Below are 26,161 nucleotides of genomic sequence, written 5' to 3' on the forward strand. Positions count from 1 at the left end.
CCCAGATCAAGTGGGGCCTGGACTACATGAACTCCCGCTACGGCAGCCCGGCCCAGGCCTGGAACTTCTGGCAGGCCAACGGCTGGTACTGAGCCACGCCCGCCGTACCGAAAATCACCCTCGCCTCTTTCGGTTGCACTCCGGGAGCGCGACAAGGATCACACCGACCAGCAGGCATGGCGGCGCGTGAGCGGGCAGACGTACCTGCGTAGCCGTGCTTTCGCTGCTGTACGCACGTAAGCGCGTACAGGGCGTAGGGGGCATCTGCCGCCTATGGTCGATTTCCGGCCCGGCGTACGTCACCGCCGCCGTCTCGGGCCGTCACTGTCCCCGTCGAAAGGTAGGCGAGCCCCGTTTTGGCGTCCGTCACTGCCGTCACCCCGCACCTGAAGACCCGGCGGGCCGCCACGGCCCGCGATGTCACCGTCACCGACCCGGCACTGGTCAAGCGCGCCGTCAAGGCGGCCGCGCTCGGCAACGCGATGGAATGGTTCGACTTCGGTGTCTACAGCTACATCGCGGTCACCCTGGGCAAGGTCTTCTTCCCGTCCGGCAACCCCACCGCGCAGTTGCTGTCCACGTTCGGTGCCTTCGCGGCGGCCTTCCTGGTCCGTCCGCTGGGCGGCATGGTCTTCGGGCCGCTGGGCGACCGCGTGGGCCGCCAGAAGGTCCTCGCCGTCACCATGATCATGATGGCGGCCGGCACGTTCGCGATCGGCCTGATCCCCTCCTACGCGACGATCGGCGTCGGCGCGCCGCTGCTCCTGCTGGCCGCCCGGCTGGTGCAGGGCTTCTCCACCGGCGGCGAGTACGCGGGCGCGACCACCTTCATCGCCGAGTACGCCCCCGACAAGAAGCGCGGCTTCCTCGGCAGCTGGCTGGAGTTCGGCACGCTCGCCGGCTACATCGGCGGCGCCGGCCTGGTCACGCTGATGACCGCGCTGCTGTCCACCGACGACCTGCTCTCCTGGGGCTGGCGCATCCCGTTCCTGATCGCGGGCCCGATGGGCATCATCGGCCTGTACCTGCGGATGCGCCTGGAGGAGACCCCGGCGTTCGCGGCCGAGGTCGAGAAGGCGGAGGCCGCGCGGCCCAAGGTGCCGCTGCGCGAGATGGTCGCGGGCCAGTGGAAGGCGCTGCTGCTGTGCATGGGCCTGGTGCTGGTCTTCAACGTCACCGACTACATGCTGCTGTCGTACATGCCGAGCTACCTCACCAGTGAGCTGAAGTACGACGAGACCCACGGCCTGCTGGTCGTGCTCGGTGTGATGGCCCTGATGATGATCGTCCAGCCGTTCGCGGGCGCGCTGACCGACCGTGTCGGCCGCCGTCCGGTGATCGCGGCGGGCTGCGCGGGCTTCCTGTTCCTGTCGGTGCCCGCCCTGCTGCTGATCCGCGACGGCAGCCTGGTCGCCGTCGCCCTGGGCATGGGCGCGCTGGGCCTGCTGCTGGTCTGCTTCACGGCCGCGATGCCGGCCGCGCTGCCCGCGCTGTTCCCGACGCGCGTGCGCTACGGCTCGCTGTCCATCGGGTTCAACGTGTCCGTGTCCCTGTTCGGCGGCACGACCCCGCTGGTCGTGACCGCGCTGATCGGCGCGACCGGGAACATGATGATGCCCGCGTACTACATGATGGCCGCGGCCGTCGTGGGCGGCTTCGCGGTGTGGCGCATGTCCGAGTCGGCGGGCCGCCCGCTGCCGGGCTCCGCACCGGCCGTCGAAGGCCGCTAGACGGAACTCCGGGGCAACAGCGGAGCGGGCGGGGACCTCGGGTCCCCGCCCGCTCCGCTGTGCTGAGACCATCGAAGTGGGCGGGGCGGAACAGCCTCCGCAGGACACTCGGGAAAGGCGGCAGGCGCTATGAACGGGTCGCGGCTCTGGGACGACGTAGACGACTACTTCACCCGCCACCTCACACCGGACGACGAGGCGCTGCGCGCGGCCCTGCGGGACAGCGAGGCCGCCGGGCTCCCCGCCATCGCGGTCTCGCCCCCGCAGGGCAAGCTCCTCCAGCTGCTCGCCCAGACCCAGGGCGCCCGGCACATCCTGGAGATCGGCACCCTCGGCGGCTACAGCACGATCTGGCTGGGCCGCGCCCTGCCCGAGGACGGCAGGCTGATCTCGCTGGAGTACAGCGCCAAACACGCCGACGTGGCCGTCCGCAACATCTCCCGCGCCGGTCTGGAGCGGATCGTGGAGGTGCGCGTGGGCCCGGCCCTGGAGTCGCTGCCCAAGCTGGCCGACGAGAACCCGGCCCCGTTCGACCTGGTCTTCGTCGACGCGGACAAGGCGAACAACCGCCACTACCTCGAGTGGGCGCTGAAGCTGACCCGGGGCGGCAGCCTGATCGTGCTGGACAACGTGGTGCGCGGCGGCCGGGTGACGGACCCCGCCAGCACCGAGCCGGACGTGCTCGGGACCCGCGCCGCCGTCGAACTGATCGCCGCCCACCCGCGGCTGACCGGCACGGCGATCCAGACGGTGGGAACCAAGGGCTACGACGGATTCGTGCTGGCCCGGGTCGTGGACTGACCCACCTCGTGGAAGAAGCCGACGTTGACGCTGCGCGGCGCGGTGCGGTCCTGGATCACGATCTCGCCGGACCCGCCGCGGGGCAGCGCCACGGTCGCGCCGTAGCCGAGGGGCTGGGCGTGCGGACCGTGGGCGAGGCGGACCTCGGAGGCCGGGTCGGGCTGGGAACCGCGCCGCCAGGTCAGGTGCCAGGTGCCGTCCTGGCCGCACCGGAACTCCAGGTGCACGCGGGAGACGAACAGCCAGTCCTCGGGGGTGACCAGCCGGCACACCGCCGCGTCCCGGCCGACCCGCAGCACCGCACCGGGCTCGCTGGGCACCTCGGCCATCGACATGCCGGCCGTGGCACCCGCGTCCGCGCCGGAGACGGCGGCCATGGTGAGTTCGAGCACGAGCGCTCCCCCTGAACGTCCTGGTGCGGCGGGCGGATCGCCGTACCGCCGCCGCATGATAAAACGCCCGGCGCGGTCCCGTCCGGCACAATGGGTCCATGACCGAGCGAAAGCCACCCGGCGTGCCGTTCGACTCCTTCGTGGACAAGCAGATCCGTGACGCGCAGCAGCGCGGGGAGTTCGACGGGCTGCCGGGCGCGGGCGCGCCGCTGCCGGCCGACGTCTACTCCCCCTACGACGAACTGTGGTGGGTGAAGCGGAAACTGGCCCGGGAAGGGCTGGCCGTGCTGCCGCCCGCCCTGGCGCTGCGCAAGGAGGCGGAGGACACGCTCGCGGCGGCGTACGCGGCACCCTCGGAACGGATCGTCCGCAAGCTGATCGAGGACGTCAACGTCAAGATCCGGGACATGATGTTCAAGCCGCCGCCCGGCCCGCCGCTGGGCCGGAAGCCGTACGACGTCGAGGAGGTCGTACGGCAGTGGCGGCAGCGCAGGGCTGCCGCCGAAGGTGCCGCGGGCGCGCCGGACTCAGCCGTGTAGCAGCCGGCCTGCCAGTTCCCGGTAGTCGCGCAGGGCGAGCCGCAACTGCTCGGTGTCGGCACCGGTCCCGCGTTCCTCGCCGCCCTCCCAGGACATCCGCAGCGTGCGGCGCCGCCGCGTCACGGCCTCGCTGAACCGCGCGGCGATCTCCTCCAGGGCGCGGTCGGCCTCCTCGACAGCGGCCCGCGGCTCGTCCACGAACCCGCCGACCACATGCCGCATCCGCTGCTCCCACTCCTCCGCTTCCTCGCGCGCCATCAGGGGCGCGGCCTCGGCGGACGCCGGGCCCGAGGTGCCGCCCGGGGCGGGGGCGGCGGCTCGGCTCTGGTCCGGGGAGACGCCGGGGGCGGGTGTGCCACCGGCCTCCGCGGTACCGCCGGGCACCGGGGAACCCTCGGCGCCGTGCCCGTTGCTGCCGCCGGAGACCGGCGAGCCCTCGCCGCCCTGCCCGTAGCTGCCGCCGGAGACCGGCGAGCCCTCGCCACTCTGTCCGTAGCTGCCGCCGGAGACCGGCGAGCCCTCGGTGCCCTGCCCGTAACTGCCGCCGGAGACCGGGGAACCCTCGCCGCCCTGCCCGTAGCTGTCGCCGGACGCCGTCGCCTGGTCGGGGGCCGGGGTGCCGCCGAAGGCGATCGCGGCGTCGGAGGCCGCGGTGCCGCCGGGCGCCGCCTCGGCGCCGCGGGCCGGGGCACCGCCCGCCCCCGTCGCACCGCCCGCGGACTGCGGGCTGCCCGGGGCCGCCGGCCAGGCGTCCGGGGCCGCGGACTCCGTCGTGCTCCGTTCGCGCTGGCTGGTTTCGCCGGGAGACGGTGCTCCCAGGCCGTTCTCAGGCATCCGGTCCTCCTCCGAGATCGCCGCCCGCTCCGCCCGGTGACTGCCGGTGAATCCCTCGTCGGCAGCCGGGCCCAGGCCTTCCGTACCAGGACTCAGTCGTTCCGTACCGTGCCGCTGCCCGCCGCCCGGGGCCGTGCGCGCGGACCCGGCCGCGCCCGCCGGTCCCGGCGGCGGTGGTGGTGTGCCGTCCTGCGGGGCACGGTCGTCGCCCGTCAGTCCCTCCCGGCCGGGCCCGGCCGAGCCGGGCGGCCGGCCCCAGTGTTCTCCGGGAGCGGGCTCCCCGGGCAGCCGTTCGCCGGCCCGGGGCGCGTCCGGCGTCCGCCGCCCCGGCACCGCGTCCCCCGGCGCCCACTCGTCCCGGGAGCCGCCGCGCTCCGGGCTGCCGGGTCCGCGCTCCTCCCGCGCGGCGCGTTCCCCGGGGCCAGGCGCCCACTCGGCCTGCGTCCGGTCCTCGCCGCCTTCCGCTCGTCGGGCCGAGCGGCGGTCGTGGGACGGGTCGTCCGTTCTGTCCGGCATGACGCTCAGCTCTCCTTCGGCCGGCCGTGGTGGGCCGCCCACGGGGTGTGGGAGCGGCCGTGGGAACGGGCCGGGGTGGCGGCGGGCCGGCCGGCGCCGCCCCGCGCGCGATGGCGGCCGGACTCCGCGCTGGTCAGCTCGTCGAAGAGGGCGCGCGCGCCGAGCAGCGCCGCGCGCAGTTCCTCGGTACCGCTGCCGGTGCCGTGGGCGGCCCGGTGGACCTGCCGGTAGCCGTCGACGTGCTCGGCGTGGTGCACGGACAGCGCGGCGAGCTGCTCCTCGTACCGCCCGCCGTCCGGGTAGCCGCGCGTCGCGGCGAGTTCCGCGAGCAGCCGGTCGGCCTCGGCCACCGCCTCCCGCGGGGAGTCGACGAAGCGTTCCTGGACGGCCGTCCAGCGGTCCGCGTAGCGCTGCCGCTCGGCCCCGTCCAGCGGCCGTTCGCGCAGGTCGCCGTGGCGCTCGACCCGCTCGGCCAGCTCCCGCTCGGCGGCCTTGGTGTCGCCGTCGTGCAAGGCCACGGTCCGCTCGTACTCGGGCCCGAAGCGCCGCTTCAGGCCGGGCCCGCCGCGCCGACCGCGGCCGCGCAGGACGAGGAGGGTGGCCGCGCCGAGGACCACGACCGCCGCGATCACGATCAAAAGAATGATCAGCCCTGTGGACATGGTTGCCTTCCGGTCGGACCGGCCCCGCCGGCCGGTACTCCTGTCGGGTGACCCGGAACCCGGCCCACAAACGGTGTCCGCGCCCGCACGGCACGGGATATCCGGTTGCGGACGGCACCCGGCGGCTCCCGACAATGGCCGGCATGACGTGGACGATCAGCCCGGAGCCGTACGACTCGCCGGCCGCCGCCGCACTGTGGCGGGCGTACTACACGGAGGTCAGCGACCGCTGGTACCTGCTGCACGAGGGGCGCCGCACCGACCCGGACGAGCTGGAGCGGGAGATCGCGGCCGCGACGGGCGCGGACCTCGCCCCGCCGGCCGGGTGCCTGCTCGTCGGCCGGTACGCCGGCGCACCGGCCGGGACGGCGGGCGTACGGCTGCTGGACGCGGACACGGCCGAGCTGACCCGGGTGTTCGTGCTGCCGGGCCTGCGCGGCCGGAACGGGGCCGCGCTGCTCGTGTCCGCCGCCGAGCTGCGCGCCCGCGAGCTGGGCGCCCGGCGGATCGTCCTGGACACCCGCGCCGACCTGACCGAGGCCCGCGCCCTGTACGCCCGCCTCGGCTACACCGAGACCGCCCCGCACAACTCCGCCCCGTACGCCGACCACTGGTTCCGCAAGGAGCTGGGGACGGACGCGGCCGGGCGGCCCGGGCGCACGGAGGTTGTCAGCTGACCTTCGCCACCGTGCCGTTGTGCGGACGCTCGCGTTCCGCGCCGCACAGTTCGCCGGTGAGGTCGTGGACCAGCCGGCCCAGGTCGTCGGAGCGGCCTGGCCGCCACCAGTCGCCGAGCAGTTCGGCCAGGGACTCCTCGCGGGCCGCGGCGAGCCGCTCGGCGGTCTCCCGGCCGGTGTCGGTCAGCACGAGGTCGGGGCCGCGCCGCTCGGCCAGCCGCCGTTCCTCGACCTGGCGGGCGGCGGCCATGACCGCCTGGAGCGGGACGGAGCTGCGCTCGGCCAGCATGCCGGGTTCGACGGAGCCGTAGCGGCGGATGCGCAGCAGCAGCCAGCCGGCGGCGGGCAGCAGGTCGTACCCGGCCCGTTCGGTGATCGTCCGGTAGACCTCGCGGCGGCCCTCCCGGGTGCCGAGCAGGGACAGGGCCCGGCAGCACTCGTCGTAGGAGGAGCGTTCGACCGGGTTGGGAGGGATCGTCTCGGAGACGTCGGGCGCGGTGACCGAGCCGCGCAGCCGGTCCTCCTTCAGGAACCAGGCCAGCACGAAGGCGAGCAGGGCGACGGGCGCGGCGTAGAGGAAGACGTCGGTGATGGCGGACGCGTACGCGTGCAGGGCCGCGGGGCGCAGCGCGGGCGGCAGGGCGGCGATGCCCCGCGGGTCCGACTCCAGCGCGCCGGCGCTGACGCCGGGCGGCAGGCGTACGCCCCGGAAGGCGTCGGCCAGCTTGTCGCCGAGGCGGCTCGCGAAGACCGTGCCGAAGACGGCCACGCCGAAGGAGGCGCCGATGGAGCGGAAGAAGGTGGCGCCCGAGGTGGCGACGCCGAGGTCCTCGTAGGAGACGGCGTTCTGCACGATCAGCACCAGGACCTGCATGACCAGGCCGAGTCCGAGGCCGAAGACGAAGAAGTAGACGCTCATCGCGGCGGTGGAGCGGTGCTCGTCGAGCCGGTGCAGGAGCAGCAGGCCGAGGGTGGTGACGGCGGTGCCGGTGACCGGGAACACCTTCCAGCGGCCGGTGCGGCTGACGATCTGCCCGGAGACCGTGGAGGACAGCAGCAGACCGAACACCATGGGCAGCATGTACACGCCGGACAGGGTCGGGGAGACGCCGTGCACGACCTGGAGGAAGGTCGGCAGATAGGTCATCGCGCCGAACATGGCGAAGCCCACGATGAAGCTGATCACGGACGCCAGGGTGAAGGTGCGGACACGGAACAGCTTCAGCGGCAGCACGGGTTCGGCGGCCCGGCGCTCCACGGCGACGAACGCCACGGCGAGCAGGACGCCCAGCACCGCGAGTCCGATGATCCGCGCCGAGTCCCAGGCCCAGGTCGTCCCGCCGAGCGAGGCCACCAGCACCAGGCAGGTGGCGACGGCGGCGATCAGGAAGGTGCCCGCGTAGTCGATGGTGTGGCGGGCGGTGCGGTGCGGGATGCGCAGTGCCACGGCGATCACGGCGAGCGCGACCAGGCCCACGGGCAGATTGACGTAGAACACCCACCGCCAGCTCAGGTGCTGGGTGAGCAGCCCGCCGAGCAGCGGTCCGAGCACGCTGGTCGCGCCGAACACGGCACCGAACAGGCCCTGGTAGCGCCCGCGTTCACGCGGCGGCACGAGGTCGCCGACGATCGCCATGGACAGCACCATCAGCCCGCCGCCGCCCAGTCCCTGCAACGCCCGGAAGCCGATGAGCTGGGGCATGTCCCGGGCGGTGCCGCACAGTGCGGAGCCGATCAGGAAGAGGACGATGGCGGCCTGGAACAGCCGCTTGCGGCCGTACTGGTCGCCCAGCTTGCCCCACAGCGGCGTCGCGGCGGTCGACGCCAGCAGATAGGCGGTGACGACCCAGGAGAGGTGTTCCAGGCCGCCGAGGTCGCTCACGATCGTCGGCAGCGCGGTCGACACGATCGTCTGGTCGAGCGCGGCGAGCAGCAGCCCGAGCAGCAGCGCGCCGATCGGGACGAGCACGCTGCCCGGCACGTGTTCGCCGCCGCCGGTCTTCCGTGCCGTGCCGTGCGTGTCCAGGGCCATGCAGACCTCCCGGGGGCTCGGGTGCACCTTCCATCGTGATCGGGGTCACCACTTATGGCCTGTCGAGTCCTGCGGATCCGCGCCGAGTCCCTGCGCGGGTGGCGCCGGTCCGCCTATTCTCTTCAGTTCCCGAGGGGAGGGGGCCGTACGCGTGACCGGGAGGCAGGGCAGCACGTGCCCGGAGTGCGGGGCGCCGCGGGAGGCGGACCGCACGCCGTCGTGCGACTGCACCGAGCGGGCGGCCGAGGCGCTGCGCGAGACGCGTACGGCGGAGGCCGCGGCGGCGGAGGATTTCGACCCGCTGCGGATACGCCCGTACGTCGACGTGGTCGCGCCGCCGGCCGAGGAGCCGCCCCCGGCGGTCCCGCCCGCGTACCCGCCCCCGGCCGCGGTCGTCGCTCCCCGGAGCCCCGGGCCCCCGCCGGACGCGCCCGGGACGCCCCGGCCCCGGCGCCGCTGCCGCCGTAGCGTGCTGCTCGCGGCCGGCGGCCTGGGCGCGGCACTGGCCGTCGCGGCCGGGCTCGCGCTCTCCTCCTACCACGCGCCGGACCGGGGCCGGGCGGCCCAGGAGGTCAGGGAGAGCATCCCGGACGCGCCCACACGGACCCCCTCCTCGCCACCGCCCCCGCCGGCGGCACCGCCCGCCGCGCCGCCGCGCGCCCCGCTCTCGTCCGCCCCGGCGACACCCGGCCCGGACCCGTCGTCCCCGACGGCCTCGCCGTCGCCCAGCCCCACGCTCTCCCCCACCGCCTCGCCGTCCCCGTCGTCCGCCCCGGCCTCCGGCACCCCGGAACCCACCCCCGCCACGGCACCGGTCCTGCGCCCCGGCGACACCGGCCCGGAGGTCACCGAACTCCAGCAGCGCCTGCGTCAGCTGAACCTCTACGGCGACCGGATCGACGGCACCTACACCCGGCCCGTGGAGGACGCCGTGCGCAACTACCAGCTGGCCCGGGGCGTCAGGGGCGACACCCTGGGCGAGTACGGCCCGGCGACGAGAAAAAGCCTGGAGTCGGAAACGACCGCCCCCTGACCGGTCCCGCGAAACCACCGGCGGGCCCGCAAGGACCCCGCACCCGGCGCCCGGCCCCGCACGCACGACCGACGGCGGGCCCGCTCGCCCGGCGACCGGCGACCGCTCCGCCTATCCCCCGACCCTGCGGGCCGTCAGCCGACACACAACCACAGCAGCCCGTCGACGCCCGCACCCGGCCGCCCACCCGGCGACCAACGACCGGTCCCCACCTGCCGCCGGACCGCGACCGGTCAGCCGGCACGCAGCCGCAGCGTCCCGTCGACGCCGTCTCCACCCGCACCCGGCCCGCACCCGGCAACCAACGACCAGCGACCAGCGACCAGCCCGCCTGCCCCGACCCCGCGAGCCGACCCGTCACCCGATACGCAACCGCAGTGTCCCGTCGGTGCCCGTTTCCACCCGTACCCCCGTGAGGTCCCGTACCGCCGCGTCCGGGTCGTGGGGGACCGCTCGCGGGCCGATGCCCACCACGCGCATCCCCGCGGCGCGTCCCGCCGCGATCCCCGCGCCGGAGTCCTCGAAGACGACGCAGTCCGCCGGGTCGACGCCCAGCTCGGCCGCGCCCTTGAGGAATCCCTCGGGGTCGGGCTTGCTGGCGCCGACCGACTCCGCGGTGACCCGGACCTCCGGCAGGGGCAGCCCGGCGGCGGTCATGCGCACCGTCGCCAGGGCGAGGTCCGCCGAGGTCACCAGCGCGTGCGGCAGCCCGGCCAGGGAGGCGAGGAACGCCCCGGCGCCGGGCACCTCGACCACGCCGTCGGTGTCGGCGGTCTCTTCGGCGAGCATGCGGGCGTTCTCGGCGACGTTCTGCTCCACCGGCCGGCCGGGCAGGAGCAGGGCCATGGACGCGTGCCCCTGCCGGCCGTGGATGACCTTGAGCACCTCGTCGCCGTCCAGACCGTGCCGCGAGGCCCAGCGCCGCCAGACGCGCTCGACCACGGCGTCCGAGTTGACGAGGGTGCCGTCCATGTCGAGCAGGAGGGCGCGGGCGGTGAGGACGGTGGGCGTGGCGGTGGCGGGCATCGGCAGCTCCAGGGAGGAGGGCCCGGGTCGGGAGCGACGGCGGGAGGAACAAGGCGGCTCCGCCCGCCGGTCAGGGTAAACGGGCGGAGCCACTTTGTTTCTCCACGGTACAAAACCGGGCCGGTTCCCGCCACCACCACCGGCGAGGGTTCACGCGCCGTTCGCCCGGGCAGCCGTCCGTTTCCCCCGCGGCGGGCTCAGCCGCGCACCGCCTCCCACAGGCTCCACACGCCGAGCGCCAGCATCAGCACCGCCGCGATCTGCGTGATCAGCCGCAGCGGCACCCGCTTCATCAGCGCCTTGCCGCCGACGATGCCGAGCCCGGCGACGGCCCACAGGCCGAGCACCGCGCCGAGACCGACCGAGATCGGGTCGTCGTAGCGCGCGGCGAGGTTGGCGGTCATGATCTGGGTGAGGTCGCCGAACTCGGCGACCAGGATGAGCATGAAGCCCGTGCCCGCGACCTTCCAGAAGGACTGGTCGGCGGGCTTCTTGACCTCTTCCTCCTCCTCGCCCTTCTTCAGCAGGAGCACCGCGGCCCCGCCGAGGAAGAGGACGCCGGTGAGGGCGTGCACGATCTGCTGCGGCAGCAGGGTGAGCACGCTGCCGGCGGCCACGGCGAGCACGACGTGCAGCAGGAAGGCGGCGGCGACGCCCGCGAAGACGTACGAGGCGCGGTAGCGGGTGCCGAGGACGAGACCGGCGAGCGCGGTCTTGTCCGGCAGTTCGGCGAGGAAGATGACGCCGAAGACGAGCGCCGTCACGGTGATGCTGATCAAGGGTCCTCAATCGGTCGGGCTGCCCCGCCGAGAGTGCGGTACGTCACGCGATGACACCTCGGCACGGCAGCGCACTCGGCGCCCGTGCCGGTGGGACACGGGCGTGCACTGCTTGCCGAAGGTCTCGCTGGCGGAGCCGCGCGCGACGCGTGGCGATCCGCCTCCGGGCGCCGGCTCAGGCTCGCTGAGCAGTATGTCGACGGTCCGGCGAAGAGCTACTCCCCTTCTGCGCTCCCCATCGTACGGGATGTGAAAGTTCGGTCGTCAACCTTGTCATGACATGAACACGTCACTAGATTCTCACCGGGCGCTCACCCTCCGGCAACACCGCACCTGAAGCATTCCCTCGCCCGCACTCCAACACCCCCACCCCTCAAGGGAGTTCACGCATGTCCGGATTCTACGCGCGTCGACGGACGGGCGTTCTCGCGGCCCTCACCGCCCTGCTCGCCTCCGTCGCCCTGCTCAACGCGCCGAGCGCCTCCGCCGCCCTGCCCACGCCGGTCAGCGCCGCCACCGCGCGGACCTACCTCTCCCAGCTCACCGTGGCCACCGAGAACCGCACCGGCTACAGCCGCGACCTCTTCCCGCACTGGATCACCATCAGCGGCGCCTGCAACACCCGCGAGACGGTCCTGAAGCGGGACGGCACGAACGTCGTCACCGACTCCGCGTGCGCCGCGACCAGCGGTAGCTGGTACTCCCCGTACGACGGCGCCACCTGGACCGCCGCCTCCGACCTCGACATCGACCACCTCGTCCCGCTGGCCGAGGCCTGGGACTCCGGCGCGGGCAAGTGGACCACCGCGCAGCGGCAGGCGTTCGCCAACGACCTGACCCGGCCGCAGCTGATCGCCGTGACCGACAACGTCAACCAGGCCAAGGGCGACCAGGACCCGGCCACCTGGGTGCCGTCGCAGTCGGCATACCTGTGCACGTACGTACGCGCCTGGGTGCAGGTGAAGTACTACTACGACCTCTCGGTGGACTCCGCCGAGAAGAGCGCGCTGACGAACTACCTGGCGAGCTGCTGAGCCCGGCCGGGTCCTCAGGAAGCCGGGCGGCGGCGCATCAGACAGCCCGCCGCCGCGCCGGCGGCGAACAGCGCGGCCACCGACACCCCGGTCGCCAGCCAGGTCGCGCCCAGCCACTGGGCGCCGTAGTAGCCGAGGGCCACGCTGTAGGCGGCCCAGGACAGGCCGGCCAGGGCGGACCAGGGCAGGAAGTCGCGGGCGCGGCGGTGCGCGGCGCCCGCGCAGAAGGAGACGACCGAGCGGCCGGCCGGGGCGAAGCGGGCCAGGACGACCAGCGCGCCGCCGCCCCGGGCGAGGGCGTCGCCCAGCCGTTCCTGGGCGCTGGTCAGCCGCCGGGAGCGGGCTATCGCCCGGTCCAGCCGCGCACCGCCCCGCCAGGCCAGCCGGTAGGCGACCAGGTCGCCGAGGACCGAGGCGGTCGCGGCGGAGAGGATCAGGGCCAGGATGTCCGGCACGTCGTGCGGCACCTTGCCCGCCGCGCCGGAGCCGGCCGCGGCGGCCGTGCCGGCCGTGATGACGAGCACCCCGCTCGGCAGGACCGGCAGGAACACGTCGAGGAGCACCGACACGGCCACCACGGCATAGATCCATGGCCCGGCCGCGAGCGACCCCACGCTTTCGAACACCACGACTCCCGTCACTCCCCCGTTTGACGGCTGTACAGCGTACGCGGGGGTGTGACGGGAGTTCCGGGCGGGGTTCGCGGGACGGTCAGACCGCGACCGGGGTCTGCTCCGCGGTGGCGGCGCCGGCGGCCGGGCGCCGGCCGAGGAGCCGGTCCACGCCGAAGGCGCCGGAACCGGTGAAGACCAGCAGCAGGAACGCCCAGCAGAACAGCACCGACAGCTCGCCGCCGTTCTGTATCGGCCACAGGGCGGCCTGCTGGTGCACGTCGAAGTAGGCGTAGGCCATCGAGCCGGAGGCGATCAGCGCGGCGCCGCGCGTGCCGAGGCCGAGCAGCACCAGGGCGCCGGCGACGAGCTGGATCACGGCCGCGTACCAGCCGGGCCAGGTGCCGGTCGCGATGGTGCCGCCGTTGGTGCCGGCGGCGCCGCCGAGGACGCCGAAGAGCGAGGCGGCGCCGTGCACGGCGAAGAGCAGGCCGAAGACGATGCGGAAGAGCCCGATCGCATACGGCTGAGCGGAATTGAGGCGTGCGGACATGAGGATGACTCCTGTTCGGTGTCTGTCAGACCGGCTGGGGACGTACGAAAACCGGTCATGGGGACGGCGGTACCGAATGGAGCCACAGGTTAGGCGAACCTAAAGAGTGCTTGCAAGTTCAACATTTGGCCATAACGTGTCGCCCGCAGGGGCCGGCGGGACGCCCGCGCCGCTAGGGAACACTTCCTGAACGGTCGGCACGTCCCCGCACCTCCAGGCCGCCCAGCAGCTCCGCCGTGGCGCGGGCGACGGCGTCCACCGCCGCGTCGAAGACCTCGCGGTTGTGGGCGGCGGGGGCCCGGAAACCCGAGACCTTCCGCACGTACTGCAGCGCGGCCGCGCGGATCTCCTCGTCCGTGGCCTCGCCGGGCAGGGCGGGCGGACGCAGTGTCTTGATGCTCCGGCACATGCCCCCAGTCTCCCGCGCACCCCGTCTTCCTGGGATGATCCCCGCGAAGGCGGCCACCGATCCCCGGGGCCGACCGTCGAAGGGAACCCCTCCATGACGCACCCGCTCACCGTGGCCGTCCTCGGCCCCGGCGGCACCGGCGGCCTGCTCGCCGCCCTGCTTTCCCGCGCCGGCCACCGCGTGCTGTGCCTGGCCGGAAACAGCACCGCCGCCACCCTGCGCCGCACCGGCATCACGGTCCGCAGCGCGCAGTACGGCGACTTCACCGCCCGCGTCGAGGCGGACACCGAGCTGCGCGAGCCGGTGCACGCCTGTCTGATCACCGTCAAGCACACCGCCCTGGACGCCGCCCTCACCCGGGTGCCGCCCGCGGTCCTCGGCGACGCCCTGGCCGTACCGCTCCTGAACGGCGTCGAACACCCGGCGGCCCTCCGCGCGCGCTACCGCCCCGACCGGGTCGCCCCGGCCGTGATCCGCGTGGAGTCCACCCGGGTCGCGCCGGGCGTGATCGAACACGGCAGCCCGTTCACGGAGATCGACCTCGCCGGGGACACCGTGCCCCGGGACCGGCTGGAGGCGCTGGCCGGCGCGCTCGCGGAGTGCGGCACGACCGCCCGCGTGGCCGGGGACGAGACCGCGGCGCTCTGGGCCAAGCTGGCCTTCCTCGCCCCGTTCGCCCTGCTCACCACCCGGTACGGCGTTCCGCTCGGCACGGCCCGCACCCGGCACCGGGAGGAACTCCAGGCGCTGGTCGCCGAGGCCACCGCCGTCAGCCGCGCCTGCGGCGCCCCCGCCGACCCGGACCGGACCCTCGCCCGGTACGCCGCCTTCCCGCCCGCCGCCAAGTCCTCCATGCAGCGCGACGCCGAGGCCGGCCGCCCGCTGGAACTCGACGCGATCGGCGGCGCCCTGCTGCGCGCGGCCGCCCGGCACGGCGTGCCGGCACCGGTGACGGACCGGCTGGTGCGGGAGCTGCGTGCAGCCGGCCACTGACCCGCCCCTCCGGCCCCGGCCCCCCTCCGTACGGAGGCCGGGGCCGCCTGCGTGCGAGGGGCCGGGGCCGCCTGGCGTCCGGGGGCGTCGCCGCCTCACCCGTCCGGCTGAACCTCGCCCCTCGGAGCCGCCGGTCCTCGCTCCCGTAAATCGAACAGGCGTAGCATTGTCGTGTGGCTACGACCTATGAATTCCCCAGTGACCTCCTCGCCGGCCAGGAGGAGCTGCATCAGGTCCGGGCCGAGCTGTCGGCCCTGCTCAAGCGGCTGCCCTGGTCGGTCGAGCCCCTGGACGGCTTCAGCGACGACACCGGCTGGCGCAGGACGGAGCGGCCCGCGTCCCCCGGCTGGACGGAGGACGAGCAGGCCGAGGTGGAGAAGCTGCGGCGGCGCGAACACGAGCTGGCGGTGTTCGTCAGCACCCACCGCTTCTGGGCCGAGGTCGCGGCAGCGGACCGCGTGGAGGTCCGCAGCCGCCTGAAACACGCCCACGAGGAGCCGGCGGAGCGGAAGTAGGGACACGACGACGGCCCCCCGGAGACTCCGGGGGGCCGTCGTGATGTCCCTGAGCTGGGCCTTGCCGGCCGGTGGGCGCGGACGGTTTCGAACCGCCGACATCCTGCTTGTAAGGCAGGCGCTCTACCCCTGAGCTACGCACCCGGGACAGGTCGACAGCCTACATGGCCGCACGGGCCGCACCGCAAACAGCGGACGGAAGATCGGGGCGCCCGGAGGCGAACTGACCGGCCCGGGTGTTCGTCTTCCCCGGGTGGGGGAGGTGGGAGAATGGCACCACCCAGGGCGGACCACCACGGGAGAGGGTTGTGACGGTGACACCGGGCAGGTCAGCGGCACCGTCGTACCCGCCGCCGCCCGCCGCCCGGACCCGGCGGAGCCGCTCGGCGCTCCGTGACGCCCTCGCCCTGCTCGGACTGCCGCTGCTGGCCGCGCCCGTGCTGGCCGCCGCGTTCGCCGGCGGCGGCACCCGGCGCTGGTTCGGCGGGCGGGCGGAGAGCCAGCGGGCCGAGGCGCAGGCCGCGAAGGACGCCGCCGCGGCGGCCTTCTACGAACTGGACACCGCCCAGCGGGACCTGCGGATTTCCGTGGAGACCATCGCCGCCGTCGACGACTCCCCGGCCGCCCGGCGCGCCGTCTCCGGTTTCGAGGCCCTCGGGCAGCGCATCGACGAGGCCAGCCGGCAGTACATCGAGGCCGTCGACGCCCATGATCTGGACCGGCACGACCTGGAGCCCGGTACGGCGGCGCGGGCACGGACGGAGCTGACCGCGGCCCGGGACGAGCTGCTGCGGGCCCGGCAGGAGCTGGACCGGTTCGGCGGCTCGCTCGGGCCGCTGCTGGACAAGGCGGAGACCCGGCTGGCCCGGCTCGCGCCCGCCGTGGAGCGGGCCCGGCAGTCGCTGCTGGCCGCGAGCAACGCCCTGGACGCGGTACGGCAGCAGAACCTGCGGGCCGACGAGCTGGCCGCGCGGCTGGCGGCCCTGGCGCCCGAGCTGACCCGGCTGAACCAAGGCGCCGGACAGCACGGGGTGCCGGCGACGCTGGAGCGGGCCGAGCGGGTGCAGCGGGAGGCCGGGGCGATCCGGGCCGAGGCCGAGCGGCTGCCGCAGCGGGCGGCCGAGACCGACCACCGGCTGGTGTCGCTGCGCACCCGCGCCCAGGCGCTGACCACCCGGGCCGGACAGGTGGAGCCGGTGCTGAGCGAGCTGCGGCGCCGGTTCACGGCCGCCTGCTGGCAGGACCTCCAGCAGGTGCCCGGCCAGGCCGGAGAGAACGTCCGGCAGGCCGAGCTGAAGCTGCAGGAGGCCCAGGCGGCGCGGGACGCCCAGCGGTGGGCGGACGCCACCGCGCTGCTGGCCACCGCGCGGGCGCTGCTGAACGCCACCGACGAGGCCGTCTCGGCCGCCGGCGACCGGCTGGCCCGGCTGAACGCCGTGCAGAAGGACCCGCAGGCGGAGATCGAGCGGACCCGGTTCGCGATCCGCGACGCGCAGCGGCTGGCCATGGCGGGCCGGACCACACCCGACCCGCGGCACGCCCGGCCGCTGGACGACGCCGTGGCCCGGCTGGAGCGGGCGGTCGGCACGCTGGAGGGCCGGCACCCGGACTACTGGCACTTCCTGACCGAGACGGAAGAGGTGCGGCGGGCGGTGGCGCGGGTGGTCACGGGCATCCGCGAGGAGCGCGGGCACGCGTCCTGAGCAGGGTCCCGGGCGTGGCGCCGGCCTGGGACCGGGGCCGGCCGCGCGTGTTGCCGGGGGGCCGGGTCTGTCGGATATTGAAAACGGACGGATGGCCTCCGCTAGCGCCCGAGGGAGACGGAGATGGCCACACACGCGGTCCGCACGAGGAACGCCGGGGAGAGCCGGCGGACGCGACTGGACGACCACCTGCCCGTCGACCACAAGCTCAACCGGGTCTACCGGATCGGCGCGGGACTGATCGGCGCGTTCCTGGTGGCCTTCGGCATCCTGGGCCTGATCGACCAGATCGGTTTCTTCAGCACGGGCGGCAACACGGTCGCCGGTCTGAACAGCAACGGCGCGCTCAGTGTGCTGTCGATCTGCATCGGTGCCGTGCTGCTGGCCGGCATGGTGATCGGCGGGAACTTCGCGTCGACCCTGAACATGGTCCTCGGCGTGCTGTTCCTGCTGAACGGCTTCCTGTTCCTCGGCCTGCTGGACACCACGAGCAACTTCCTGGCGTTCAAGATCCAGAACGTGTTCTTCAGCTTCATCGTGGGCCTGCTGCTGATGACCTTCGGCATGTACGGCCGGGTCGGCCACGCCCTGCCGCACGACAATCCGTACTGGCGGGCCCGCCACCCGGAGTCCTCTCCGCCCCAGCGGCGGCACGAGCGGGAGGACGTCCAGGAGTGGCGGGGCCCGCGGCCGGACCCGGGCCGGGCCCGGTAGGGGTCCGTCAGGTGCGGTAGGCGTAGAACGCCGCCTTCGGGTACGAGGCGACGAGGCTGGCCACCGACCGGTTGTAGGTGTTGGTCGAGTGGTAGCTCACGTACGGCACGCCCCGGCTGTCCCGGTAGGTGACGATCATCGAGTGGTCCTTCGAACCATCCCGGTTGAAGTCCATCTGGAGCACGTCGCCGAGGTCCAGCTGGTAGACGTTGGCGAGGCTGGTGGCCCGCTTGGAGGACAGGGCGAACCAGGAGAACTCGTTGACGCCGACGAAGGAGTCCGACTGGATGTCGGAGTTGCCGAACCACTTGTGGAAGTCGTTCGTGTAACCCGGCACGTGCTTCCAGCCGCCCGCCTTCAGGGCCTGGCTGACGAAGTTGGTGCAGTCGCCGCCGGCGCCCTGCCCGTTGAAGTCCGGGTAGGCGGGGTTGTAGTTCTTCCAGTACTTCTGCGCGTAGGCGACCATCGCCTTGTAGTCGTAGCCGGTCGCGGAGAAGTTCTTGCGGTTGGCGGGGGCCGGCCAACTGGTGGCCGCTCGGACCGCGCTCGGCGGGCCGTCGTCCTCGGCGGTGGTCCGGGCCTTGGCCACGGACGGCGTGGCGACCTGGTTCACGGCGAGGTAGCCGTCGTCGGTGTCGCGGATGCCGGTGAGCTGCCAGCCGCCGTGCCGGCCGGCCGTGAAGGTCAGCTCGTGGTGCGCCTGGAAGCCGGTCGTCCGCGCGCCGGCGGCGGCGGCCTTGTCGTACGTCAGCGTCGTGGTCTCGGTGACGGCGACCTTGGCGTGGCGGCCCGTCACCCGCGTGGCGTCGAGCGTCACCTTGGTGCTGCCGGCGCGGTAGGTCTCGCCCAGCCGGGCCAGCCGGCCGCGGCGCTCGCGCAGCTCGTCCAGCGCCGTCCGCTGCTGCCGGTCCTGCCCGCCGGACAGGCGCACGGTCCCGGAGAAGCCGGCCGTGCGCCGGGTCTCCGTCTTCGCGGCGCCGTCCACGAGAGCCTGCGTGCGGTCGGTGAAGACCGCGTCGGCCAGCCGCTGGAAGGTCGCCTTGGTGGCCGCGTCCACCGTCGGGTCGTCGGTCACCGCCGCGCCGGCGCTCCAGTTGGGCACCAGGGCCACACCGGCGACCACCGAGGCGGCCGCGGCGGTCACTATGGCGGTACGACGCCCCTTACGGCTCAGTTTTCTTGATCTCAATGATGTTCCCCTCTACGCCGGTACACCTACCGGGCGAGGGGCATCTTCGCATGACGCGGACGCCGGTTGTGAAGAGGGTTGCACAAGTGGAACCAGCGCTGCTGACTTGTTACTTGACGACCGCCGACCAGTCCGGTGCCTGGGCCGGATCGAGGCTGCGCAGCGCGGCCAGCGTCTGCGGTTTCTGCGCGTCGAGCCAGTCGGCCAGCTCCTTGAAGGACACGCACTTGACGCCCTTCTTGGTGCAGACGTTCTTGACCACCTGGTCGATGGCCTTCATGTAGATGCCGCCGTTCCAGTCCTCGAAGTGGTTGCCCACGAACAGCGGCGCCCGGCTGCCGTAGTAGACCCGGTCGAAGCCCGCCATGTAGGAGTCGACGGTCGCCTGCTCCCAGCCCGGGAACTTGGCGGGATCGCCCTGGGTCTCACCACCGGACTGGTTGTACAGGAAGTTGAAGTCCATGGACAGTCCCTGGTACTTGCCGTCCTCGTACGGCAGCATCTGGAGCGGGAAGTCCCATACGCCCTCCTTCTTCGAGGGCCATATCTGGAAGTCGCCGGGCGAACTGGCGTCGTAGCGCCAGCCGTAGCCGTAGCGCTTGAGGGCCTTCAGCAGGTTCGGCTGTCCCTCCAGGCAGGGCGCCCGGCCGCCGACGACCTCCTTCTTGAAGTCGAACGGCAGCGGCGGCACGTCCGTCCAGCCGGTGTTGGTCTTCCAGTGCTCCGTGAAGTCGAAGAACTGGTCGATCTCGCTCTTCCACTCCTGCACGCTCCAGTCGCCGCCGCCCTTGGCCTCGCAGAAGTGGCCGTTGAAGTGGGTGCCGATCTCGTTGCCGTCCTCGTACGCCTTGCCCAGCTGCTCCAGCGTGGTGCGGATGTGGTCGTCGGTGGCGTAGTCGATCGCGGCGTCGCCCGCGGAGTGCATCGGGCCGTGGTACAGCGCCTTCTTGCTCTTGGGCAGCAGGTAGATGCCGGTGAGGAAGAAGGTCATGTGCGCGTTGTACTCCTCGGCCAGCTCCCGGTAGTGCGAGAACAGGTGGTCGCCGCCCTCCAGCGCGCCGTCCCAGGAGAAGACCACGAACTGGGGCGGCTTCTCGCCGGGCTTGAGCGGTACGGCCTTCAACTGCCCTTTCTGCGGGCCGGTGTAGGAGGTGGAACCGTCGCCGAGGACCTTGGTCCTGCCGTCCCACTCGGGCGTCGGGCCGGGCTTCGGCGGCACGGCTCTGGGCTTCTTGCCGGCCGCGGCGGCCGGCGTGCCGCTGCCCTCCGAGCCGGACAGCGCGAGGAAGCCGGCCACCAGCGAGGCCACGACGAGGAGGGCGGCCAGGGTCAGGACCTGGGGGCGGGTGGCGCGGGGCGCAGCGCGGCGGCGGGGGGCTCGACGGCGGCCTGACGACGACATCTTGCGAGGCATGCGCGGCTCATTCTGCGGGAGGGAGGGTGGGCGGGCCACGGCTCAGCCGAGACCCGTCGCGGCCGACCAGAGGGCATACGGGACGCTGTGGGCGGAGGTGCCGGCCAGTCCCTTGAGCGGCAGCGGCTCCAGGGACTCGGCCAGGTCGATCCGGTAGACGACGACCGCGGTGGAGACGGAGTCGGCGGTGCCGACGTACCAGGCGGCCGTGTCCTTGTCGGTGGTGCCGGCCTTCCCGGACACCCCGGAGCGGCCGGCCGCCGCCTCGGGGTGGGCGGCGCGGAAGGAGTCGGTGAGCGCGTCCGTGACCGCCTGGGCCGTCTGGGCGCCGACCGCCCGCTTCGGGTGCGGGGTGGCCAGCGGGACCGGGGAGCCGTTGCGGGTGATCAGGCGCACCGAGTACGGCTCGGTGTGGTCGCCCTGGGCGGCGAAGGTGGCGTAGCCGCTGGCCATCCGGATGGCGCTGGGCGTGGAGTTGCCCAGCGACAGGGCGGGCACCTGGGGGCCCATGCTGGAGGACAGCAGTCCGGACGCCTCGGCGGTCTGGCGCACCTTGTCCAGGCCGGTGTCCATGCCGAGCTGCATGAACGGCGTGTTCACCGACTTCGCCAGGGCCTCGCGCAGCGTGAGGGGCCCGTAGGACCTCCCGTCGTCGTTGTGCGCGGCGACCTTCTTGCCGCTGCGGTCCCAGTACGGCCCCTCGGGCGTGGTGACGGGCACGCCGTCGTCGCCGTCGTAGACGCTGTCCGGGGTGACGGGTGTGGCGGGTCCGCCGCGGGTCTTGCGCACGCCGTGTTCGAGTCCGGCGGCGTAGACGAACGGCAGGAAGGCGCTGCCGGCCGGGACCGTGGTCGCGTTGGACTCGTTGTAGCCCTGCCTGCGGTGGTCCGGGCCGCCGTAGACGGCGAGGATGCGGCCGTCGGCGGCCACCGAGGCGGCGCCGTAGTGGCCGTTCTCCGCCACCTTGGGATCGTTCTGCCGGGCCTCCTCGCGGGCCTTGGTGACGGCGCCGGTGACGGCCTGCTCCCGCTTGCGGTCGAAGGTCGTGTAGATCTGGTAGCCGCCCAGGTCGAACTGCTTGGCCGTCAGGTGCCCGGCCTTCTTGGCGTACTGCGAGGCCAGTTCCACCAGGTAGTCGCTCTGCTCGCCGGTGTCGTACAGCGGGTTTGTCCGCAGCGGCTCGGGGAAGTGGCGGTACGTGGCCCGTTCCTCCGGTGACAGCTTGCCGATCTTGACCATGCGGTCCAGGATCCACGACCAGCGCTCCACGGCCCGTGCGTGGTTGGCCTTGCCGAGGGTCGGGTCGTACAGGCCGGCGCCCTTGAGCAGCGAGGCGAGCATGGCCGCCTCGGAGGCGTTGAGCCTGCCGACGTCCTTGCCGTAGTAGGCCTGGGCGGCGCGCTGGATGCCGTAGGTGCCGCGGCCGAACCAGCTGGTGTTGAGATAGCCCTCCAGGATCTCGTCCTTGCTCATCTTGTTGTCCAGCTTGAGGGCGATCATCGCCTCGGTGAATTTACGGCTTATCGTCTGGTTCTGCGTGAGATAAACGTTTTTGACGTACTGCTGGGTAATAGTGGATCCGCCTTCGGTGTCCCCCTCGCCCACCGTACGGAAGAGCGCCCGGCTGATGCCTTTGACGGATATGCCCGGGTCCGAGTAGAAGCTCTCGTTCTCCGCCGCGAGCACCGCCCAGCGCACGTCCGGCGGGATGTCCTTCAGCGGCATCGCCTGCCGCTGCACCCAGCCCGTGCGGGCCATGGGCGTGCCGTCGGACCAGAAGTAGACGTTGTCCTGCTGGGTCGCGTACGCGTTCAGGTTGCTCGGTATGTCCGTCATCGCGTACGCGGTGACGAGGAACGCGCCGAGCAGGCCGCAGGAGGACAGCACCACGCCGGTCCACTGACGCCAGGAGGGCATCCAGCGCCGCCAGCCGGTGCGGCCGGGGCGCGGGTAGACGGGCTTCAGGCGGCGCGCGAGGACGGCTGTGCGGCGGGCGTACGGGGCCACGCGGCGCGCGCACGGGGCCAGCGGGCCGAGCAGCCGCCCGGCCGCGCCGCCGGCCGCGGCCCGGGCCCGCTCCCGGCCGCCGGCGCGCGCGCCGCGCCGGCGCTCGGCCCGGCCGCCGCCCGGGGCGGGCGGCTCGGGCGGCGCGGGCACGCGCAGCTGCATGGTCTCGTCCGCCCGGAGGGCGTCGACTCTCAGGTGCAGGGTCTCGTCGGCACTCGACGGCTCCTCGCCCCGGCCACCGGCCACCGGGCCGTCCTCCCCCTGCGACGCATCGGTCACGCCTGCGTCTCCCTCCGCACTCGGTCTTGCTCGCGCGGGTGAGCTGAGCATCCTCGCAACGGCGTTCACAAATTATCAGTAACGTTTTCGAATGCCCTACACATATGCCGGAGGGAAAGCAACACTCATGAAACATTGAGATGCCGCCGGTCCCCCCGCGACGGTTAACCTGGGCCCATGCCTCGCTACGAGTACCGCTGCCGGAGCTGCGGCGACACGTTCGAACTCAACCGTCCGATGGCGGAGTCCGCCGCCCCCGCGAGCTGCCCCGCGGGCCACGACGACACGGTGAAGCTGCTGTCGACGGTGGCCGTGGGCGGTGTGGCCGGCACACCGGCGCCCGCGCCCGGGGGCGGGGGCGGCGGCTGCTGCGGCGGGGGGTGCTGCGGGTAGGGCCGCGCCCCGTCAGGCCGGCTGCCGGGCCGCTGTCAGGAACTCCCGCAGGATCCGCTCCCCTGCCGCCACGCCCCGTTCGGGCAGGGCGCTGACCCGGGGCGCGGTCCAGCCGCTGTCGGCGAGTTCGCCGTGGCCCGGGCGCCAGGCGCGGTCGGCGGCCAGCAGCAGGTCGGTGTCGAGCAGGGAGTCCCCGGCGGCCAGCGTCGGTTCCGCGCCGGTGCGCCGGGCGACCTCGCGGACGGCCGCGCCCTTGGTGAGCGGCTTCGGCACCGCGTAGATCTTGCGGCCCTGGAGGGACACCGTCCAGCCCCGGCCGTCCGCCCACGCCGCCAGCTCCTCCACCCAGTCCGCGGGCAGCAGTTCGCGCTCCACCACCAGATAGGCGAACAGGTCCTCGGCGGCCCGGTGCTTGCGCACCCACACCGGGTCGGCGGAGCGCAGCAGGTGCTCCCGGACCTCCGCCAGCGGCGCGCACTCGCCGGCGAGCCGGGCCAGCACCCGCGCGTGCCAGCCGGCGTCGGTGACGCCGTCGACCAGCAGGTGCCCGCCGTTGGCGCAGATCGCGTACTTCGGCGGCGGTCCGGGCAGGCTGATGCGCTGGTACTGGGCGCGGGTGCGGGTGGTGGCCGGCACGAAGACGGCCGCGTCCCCGAGGTCGGCCAGCAGCCCGGCCGCGGTCTCCGTCATGAAGGACAGCGGCCTGGCCTCGTGCACCTCCACGCACAGCAGCCGGGGCGCCCGCGCGTCCGGCATGGTCAGCGCGAGGGCCGCCGAGGAGTAGATCAGCGTACGGTCGAGGTCGCTCGCCACCAGCACCGGCATCAGACGGTCACCGCCCTGCCGTCGGCGCCGGTGGCGCCCCGCGTGTACTTGGGGTGGATCAGCCCGACACAGGAGTACGGCAGTTCGCCGGTCTCCTCCACCGGCACCCCGCGCTGCGCGGCGAGCAGCCGCACATGGTCCAGGTCGGCGCCCGCGCCCGCCCGGGCGAGGATCTTCCACGGCACCCGGCGCAGCAGCACCCGGGTGGTCTCGCCGACGCCCGGCTTGACGAGGTTCACGTCGTGGATGCCGTACTCCTCGCTGATCCGCTCGACCGCACGCCAGCCCGCCCAGGTCGGGGTGCGGTCCGCCGCCAGGAGTTCCCTGGCCGCCTCGTCGACGGCGCCGGCGACCTCCGGGAAGCGGGCGGAGACGGCGTCGAGGAAGGCCGCGGAGAGGTCGGCTCCGGCCAGTTCACGGTAGAACTTCGCGCCGTGGTAGTCGTGCGGGCCGACCAGGTCGGCGCGCAGGACCGTGCGCGAGACCAGCCCGGACACGGTGGAGTTGAGGCAGGCGGAGGGGATGAGGAAGTCCTCGCGGGTGCCGTAGGCGCGCACGCAGGAGCCGGGGTCGGCGAGGACGGCGATCTCCGGGTCGAAGCCGGTGACGCCCTCCTGCTCCTGGAACCGCGCTATCGCCTCGGCCAGTTCGCGGGTGATGGCGCCCTTGCCGGTCCAGCCGTCGACGAAGACGACGTCCCGCGGGTCGTGGTGGGCGGCGAGCCAGCGCAGCGCGTTGGCGTCGATGCCCCGGCCGCGCACGATCGACACGGCGTAGTGCGGCAGGTCCAGACCGTGCCGGAACCCGGCCCAGCGGCGCATCAGGATGCCGACCGGGGTGCCCGCGCGGGCCAGGGAGACCAGCACCGGGCGCGGCGACCGCTCGGCGAGCACCGTCTCGGTGACCGCGCCGACCGCCCGCGCGATCCGGGCCGCCGACGTCTCCAGGGCGGCGTGGAACAGCTCCTGGTACCGCTCGCTGGGCTGGTACTCCACCGGCAGCGACTCGGCGTAGTGCGCGCCGCCGCTCTGCACGGCCTCCTCGCGCTCCTCGGTCGGCGCCTCCAGGGCGACCGCGGAGAGATCCTGGAGCAGCCAGCCGACCTCCTGGGGCGCGTAGGAGGAGAACGCGGGGCCGCGCAGGGGCTCGGGCAGCATGGCCGGCCTTTCACCAGGGTGCGGGACGTACGACGGTACGACCGCGAGCAGGACGTGCGGGACGTGCGCGGCGAGGCGGTCCAGCAGGCCGCCGGGCGCGCGCAGGGCGGGCGTGTCGGCGACGGAGTCGACCACGGCGACGACGGCGTCGAAGCCGCCGCCGGCCACGTTGTACGCGTAGCGCTCGCCGGGGCCGTCCGCCGGGTCGTCGTGGGCCGGGAAGACCAGGCGGGTGCGGATCGCGTAGCCGGGGTCGTCCACGGCGAGGACGGGCGAGCGGGTGGTGGTGGAGAAGCGCACCTCGGCGTCCGTGGCCCGCTCCAGCTCACGGGCGAGCCGCAGCGGCGCGTACATCAGCTCCTCGGAGCCGAGCACGAGCACGCGGCGCGCCCCGGCGGGCAGGGCGGCGCGGATCCGGCCGGCCATGGCGGGCAGCGCCGCGTCGAGGAGGGCCCGGTGGGCGGGGGTGAAGCCGTGCCGGCCGCCGTCGGGGAGACCGGCGGGCCAGCCGAGGCCGACCTCGGCGACACGGCCCGGCCGCGGCGCCGCGTCGGCGGCGGGAGGCACCGCGGCGGCGGACCCGCCCGGAGCGGACCCGGTGCCCTCGTGGCGGGCCACCAGCTCCCGGCCCTTGTCCAGCACGCCGTCCGGCAGGAGCACCGTGCCGGACGCCGTGGCGACCAGGTCCACCCGTGTGCCGGTCTCCTCGGCGAACCGGTCCAGGCGGGCGGCGTCCCCGGCGGCGCGCAGGTCGACCAGCGCCACCACCACGTACCGGCGGCGCGGATACCGGCCGTGCAGGTCGCGGAGGGTGTTCAGCACGGTGTTGCCGGTGGAGAACTCGTCGTCCACCAGCACCAGCGGACCCGGGCCGGACAGCAGCCCGGGGTCCTCCGGGAGCAGCAGGTGCGACGTGGCGTGGGAGTGCGACTCCTCGAACCCGCCCGCCCGGGCGACCCCGGCCACCGGCCGCCGCGTGGAGTGCAGGTACGGCACCGCGCCCAGCCCGTCGGCGACGGCGTGCCCGAGTCCCGTCGCGGTCTCCGCGTACCCGAGGACGACCGCGCCCTGCGCCTCGTCGCCGAGCAGCGCGGCGACCCGCCGGCCCAGCCGGACACCATGGTCGTAGACCACGGCCGGCGACTGCGGGACGTGCTTGCCGAGGACGTTCGAGACCAGCAGGTGGGCCCGCTTGGGGTTGCGGCGCAGGGCGAGCCCGAGCAGGGCGCGCAGCTCCTCGTCGCCCGCGAGCCCGATGCCGAGCCGCTCGGCGACCCAGGTGCCGGACCAGACCTCGTCGTTGACTGCGTTGTTCATGCGTTCCTTGGAAGAGGTGCGGACGGT

The 26,161-nt window shown here is 73.8% G+C and carries 25 protein-coding genes, 1 tRNA gene and 1 pseudogene; 12 read left to right on the plus strand and 15 right to left on the minus strand.

Annotation, left to right across the window (positions count from 1 at the left end):
• The 3 genes and pseudogenes from ACH4OA_RS03030 to ACH4OA_RS03040 form a co-directional block, all read left to right on the plus strand.
• Positions 1–92: pseudogene (locus ACH4OA_RS03030) on the plus strand (lytic transglycosylase domain-containing protein); the annotation flags it as partial.
• Between the two features lie 264 nt (positions 93–356).
• The gene (gene proP, locus ACH4OA_RS03035) at positions 357–1,730 is read left to right on the plus strand and encodes a glycine betaine/L-proline transporter ProP (protein WP_397942425.1); all 1,374 of its coding nucleotides are present in this window, start codon (positions 357–359) and stop codon (positions 1,728–1,730) included.
• Positions 1,731–1,859: 129 nt separating this feature from the next.
• On the plus strand, positions 1,860–2,531 hold the full coding sequence (locus ACH4OA_RS03040) for an O-methyltransferase (protein ID WP_397942423.1): 672 nt from the start codon (positions 1,860–1,862) through the stop codon (positions 2,529–2,531).
• Here the strand turns inward: ACH4OA_RS03040 and ACH4OA_RS03045 are convergent.
• The gene (locus tag ACH4OA_RS03045) at positions 2,495–2,923 is read right to left on the minus strand and encodes a hypothetical protein (protein WP_397942421.1); all 429 of its coding nucleotides are present in this window, start codon (positions 2,921–2,923) and stop codon (positions 2,495–2,497) included. The two genes, ACH4OA_RS03040 and ACH4OA_RS03045, sit on opposite strands and share 37 nt — an antisense overlap.
• A gap of 98 nt (positions 2,924–3,021) precedes the next feature.
• Here ACH4OA_RS03045 and ACH4OA_RS03050 point away from each other — a divergent pair, with 98 nt between their 5' ends.
• The gene (locus ACH4OA_RS03050; protein ID WP_397967384.1) at positions 3,022–3,462 is read left to right on the plus strand and encodes a DUF1992 domain-containing protein; all 441 of its coding nucleotides are present in this window, start codon (positions 3,022–3,024) and stop codon (positions 3,460–3,462) included.
• Here ACH4OA_RS03050 and ACH4OA_RS03055 read toward each other — a convergent pair.
• Both ACH4OA_RS03055 and ACH4OA_RS03060 read right to left on the minus strand, forming a co-directional pair.
• A complete protein-coding gene (locus ACH4OA_RS03055) occupies positions 3,451–4,812 on the minus strand; it encodes a hypothetical protein (protein ID WP_397967386.1) in 1,362 nt (453 codons plus the stop codon). The two genes, ACH4OA_RS03050 and ACH4OA_RS03055, sit on opposite strands and share 12 nt — an antisense overlap.
• A 5-nt stretch (positions 4,813–4,817) precedes the next feature.
• The gene (locus tag ACH4OA_RS03060; RefSeq protein ID WP_397942415.1) at positions 4,818–5,474 is read right to left on the minus strand and encodes a hypothetical protein; all 657 of its coding nucleotides are present in this window, start codon (positions 5,472–5,474) and stop codon (positions 4,818–4,820) included.
• A gap of 143 nt (positions 5,475–5,617) precedes the next feature.
• On the opposite strand from ACH4OA_RS03060, the gene ACH4OA_RS03065 reads away from it, so the two are divergent.
• Complete coding sequence (locus ACH4OA_RS03065; RefSeq protein ID WP_397942413.1) at positions 5,618–6,151, plus strand: GNAT family N-acetyltransferase; 534 nt, start codon at positions 5,618–5,620, stop codon at positions 6,149–6,151.
• On the opposite strand, the gene ACH4OA_RS03070 is transcribed toward ACH4OA_RS03065, so the two are convergent.
• Complete coding sequence (locus ACH4OA_RS03070) at positions 6,144–8,183, minus strand: DHA2 family efflux MFS transporter permease subunit (RefSeq protein ID WP_397967387.1); 2,040 nt, start codon at positions 8,181–8,183, stop codon at positions 6,144–6,146. The genes ACH4OA_RS03065 and ACH4OA_RS03070 overlap by 8 nt on opposite strands.
• 151 nt (positions 8,184–8,334) lie before the next feature.
• Between ACH4OA_RS03070 and ACH4OA_RS03075 the strand changes: the two genes are divergently transcribed.
• Entirely contained in the window at positions 8,335–9,216 is an 882-nt protein-coding gene (locus ACH4OA_RS03075) for a peptidoglycan-binding protein (RefSeq protein WP_397942409.1), read from the plus strand.
• 357 nt (positions 9,217–9,573) lie between these two features.
• Here ACH4OA_RS03075 and ACH4OA_RS03080 read toward each other — a convergent pair whose 3' ends face one another.
• Both ACH4OA_RS03080 and ACH4OA_RS03085 read right to left on the minus strand, forming a co-directional pair.
• Positions 9,574–10,242 (minus strand): HAD-IA family hydrolase, encoded by a 669-nt coding sequence (locus ACH4OA_RS03080; protein ID WP_397967389.1) that lies wholly within the window; start codon positions 10,240–10,242, stop codon positions 9,574–9,576.
• 197 nt (positions 10,243–10,439) lie between these two features.
• Positions 10,440–11,021, minus strand: coding sequence for a TMEM165/GDT1 family protein (locus ACH4OA_RS03085; RefSeq protein WP_365881533.1), 582 nt, complete (start codon positions 11,019–11,021; stop codon positions 10,440–10,442).
• Positions 11,022–11,410: 389 nt separating this feature from the next.
• Here ACH4OA_RS03085 and ACH4OA_RS03090 point away from each other — a divergent pair, with 389 nt between their 5' ends.
• Entirely contained in the window at positions 11,411–12,055 is a 645-nt protein-coding gene (locus tag ACH4OA_RS03090) for an HNH endonuclease family protein (RefSeq protein WP_397942405.1), read from the plus strand.
• A gap of 14 nt (positions 12,056–12,069) precedes the next feature.
• Here the strand turns inward: ACH4OA_RS03090 and ACH4OA_RS03095 are convergent, their stop codons facing one another.
• The 3 genes from ACH4OA_RS03095 to ACH4OA_RS03105 all read right to left on the minus strand — a co-directional run bounded on the left by ACH4OA_RS03095 (position 12,070) and on the right by ACH4OA_RS03105 (position 13,628).
• A complete protein-coding gene (locus tag ACH4OA_RS03095) occupies positions 12,070–12,681 on the minus strand; it encodes a DedA family protein (protein ID WP_397942429.1) in 612 nt (203 codons plus the stop codon).
• A gap of 85 nt (positions 12,682–12,766) precedes the next feature.
• Positions 12,767–13,219, minus strand: a complete 453-nt coding sequence (locus ACH4OA_RS03100; protein WP_365881529.1) for a DoxX family protein — start codon at positions 13,217–13,219, stop codon at positions 12,767–12,769.
• 172 nt (positions 13,220–13,391) lie between these two features.
• The gene (locus tag ACH4OA_RS03105) at positions 13,392–13,628 is read right to left on the minus strand and encodes a DUF2277 domain-containing protein (protein ID WP_365881527.1); all 237 of its coding nucleotides are present in this window, start codon (positions 13,626–13,628) and stop codon (positions 13,392–13,394) included.
• A gap of 93 nt (positions 13,629–13,721) precedes the next feature.
• Here ACH4OA_RS03105 and ACH4OA_RS03110 point away from each other — a divergent pair, with 93 nt between their 5' ends.
• Together ACH4OA_RS03110 and ACH4OA_RS03115 are read left to right on the plus strand one after the other, a co-directional pair.
• On the plus strand, positions 13,722–14,621 hold the full coding sequence (locus ACH4OA_RS03110) for a 2-dehydropantoate 2-reductase (protein ID WP_365941825.1): 900 nt from the start codon (positions 13,722–13,724) through the stop codon (positions 14,619–14,621).
• Positions 14,622–14,794: 173 nt separating this feature from the next.
• Positions 14,795–15,136 carry a hypothetical protein gene (locus ACH4OA_RS03115; RefSeq protein WP_397967391.1) on the plus strand — a complete coding sequence of 114 codons (342 nt, stop codon included), beginning with the start codon at positions 14,795–14,797 and terminating at the stop codon, positions 15,134–15,136.
• 72 nt (positions 15,137–15,208) lie between these two features.
• On the opposite strand, the gene ACH4OA_RS03120 is transcribed toward ACH4OA_RS03115, so the two are convergent.
• Positions 15,209–15,280, minus strand: a tRNA-Val gene (locus ACH4OA_RS03120).
• Between the two features lie 164 nt (positions 15,281–15,444).
• Between ACH4OA_RS03120 and ACH4OA_RS03125 the strand changes: the two genes are divergently transcribed.
• Together ACH4OA_RS03125 and ACH4OA_RS03130 are read left to right on the plus strand one after the other, a co-directional pair.
• Positions 15,445–16,839 carry a hypothetical protein gene (locus ACH4OA_RS03125; protein WP_397949433.1) on the plus strand — a complete coding sequence of 465 codons (1,395 nt, stop codon included), beginning with the start codon at positions 15,445–15,447 and terminating at the stop codon, positions 16,837–16,839.
• 123 nt (positions 16,840–16,962) lie between these two features.
• Positions 16,963–17,553, plus strand: a complete 591-nt coding sequence (locus ACH4OA_RS03130; protein WP_365882915.1) for a DUF4383 domain-containing protein — start codon at positions 16,963–16,965, stop codon at positions 17,551–17,553.
• 7 nt (positions 17,554–17,560) lie between these two features.
• Here ACH4OA_RS03130 and ACH4OA_RS03135 read toward each other — a convergent pair whose 3' ends face one another.
• The 3 genes from ACH4OA_RS03135 to ACH4OA_RS03145 all read right to left on the minus strand — a co-directional run bounded on the left by ACH4OA_RS03135 (position 17,561) and on the right by ACH4OA_RS03145 (position 22,442).
• The gene (locus ACH4OA_RS03135; protein WP_397967393.1) at positions 17,561–18,697 is read right to left on the minus strand and encodes an amidase domain-containing protein; all 1,137 of its coding nucleotides are present in this window, start codon (positions 18,695–18,697) and stop codon (positions 17,561–17,563) included.
• Positions 18,698–18,851: 154 nt separating this feature from the next.
• Positions 18,852–20,156: a hypothetical protein gene (locus tag ACH4OA_RS03140; protein WP_397942391.1), complete on the minus strand. Its 1,305-nt coding sequence runs from the start codon at positions 20,154–20,156 to the stop codon at positions 18,852–18,854.
• Positions 20,157–20,198: 42 nt separating this feature from the next.
• Entirely contained in the window at positions 20,199–22,442 is a 2,244-nt protein-coding gene (locus ACH4OA_RS03145; RefSeq protein WP_397967395.1) for a transglycosylase domain-containing protein, read from the minus strand.
• Between the two features lie 177 nt (positions 22,443–22,619).
• Between ACH4OA_RS03145 and ACH4OA_RS03150 the strand changes: the two genes are divergently transcribed.
• On the plus strand, positions 22,620–22,835 hold the full coding sequence (locus tag ACH4OA_RS03150; RefSeq protein WP_365879008.1) for a zinc ribbon domain-containing protein: 216 nt from the start codon (positions 22,620–22,622) through the stop codon (positions 22,833–22,835).
• A 12-nt stretch (positions 22,836–22,847) separates the two neighbouring features.
• On the opposite strand, the gene ACH4OA_RS03155 is transcribed toward ACH4OA_RS03150, so the two are convergent.
• Both ACH4OA_RS03155 and ACH4OA_RS03160 read right to left on the minus strand, forming a co-directional pair.
• Complete coding sequence (locus ACH4OA_RS03155; RefSeq protein WP_397967397.1) at positions 22,848–23,660, minus strand: HAD family hydrolase; 813 nt, start codon at positions 23,658–23,660, stop codon at positions 22,848–22,850.
• Positions 23,660–26,134 (minus strand): phosphoribosyltransferase, encoded by a 2,475-nt coding sequence (locus ACH4OA_RS03160; protein WP_397967400.1) that lies wholly within the window; start codon positions 26,132–26,134, stop codon positions 23,660–23,662. Before ACH4OA_RS03160 ends, ACH4OA_RS03155 begins: the two co-directional genes overlap by 1 nt.
• Positions 26,135–26,161 lie beyond the last annotated feature (27 nt).

Source organism: Streptomyces sp. NPDC017095 (assembly GCF_044332325.1).
Taxonomy (GTDB): Bacteria; Actinomycetota; Actinomycetes; order Streptomycetales; family Streptomycetaceae; genus Streptomyces.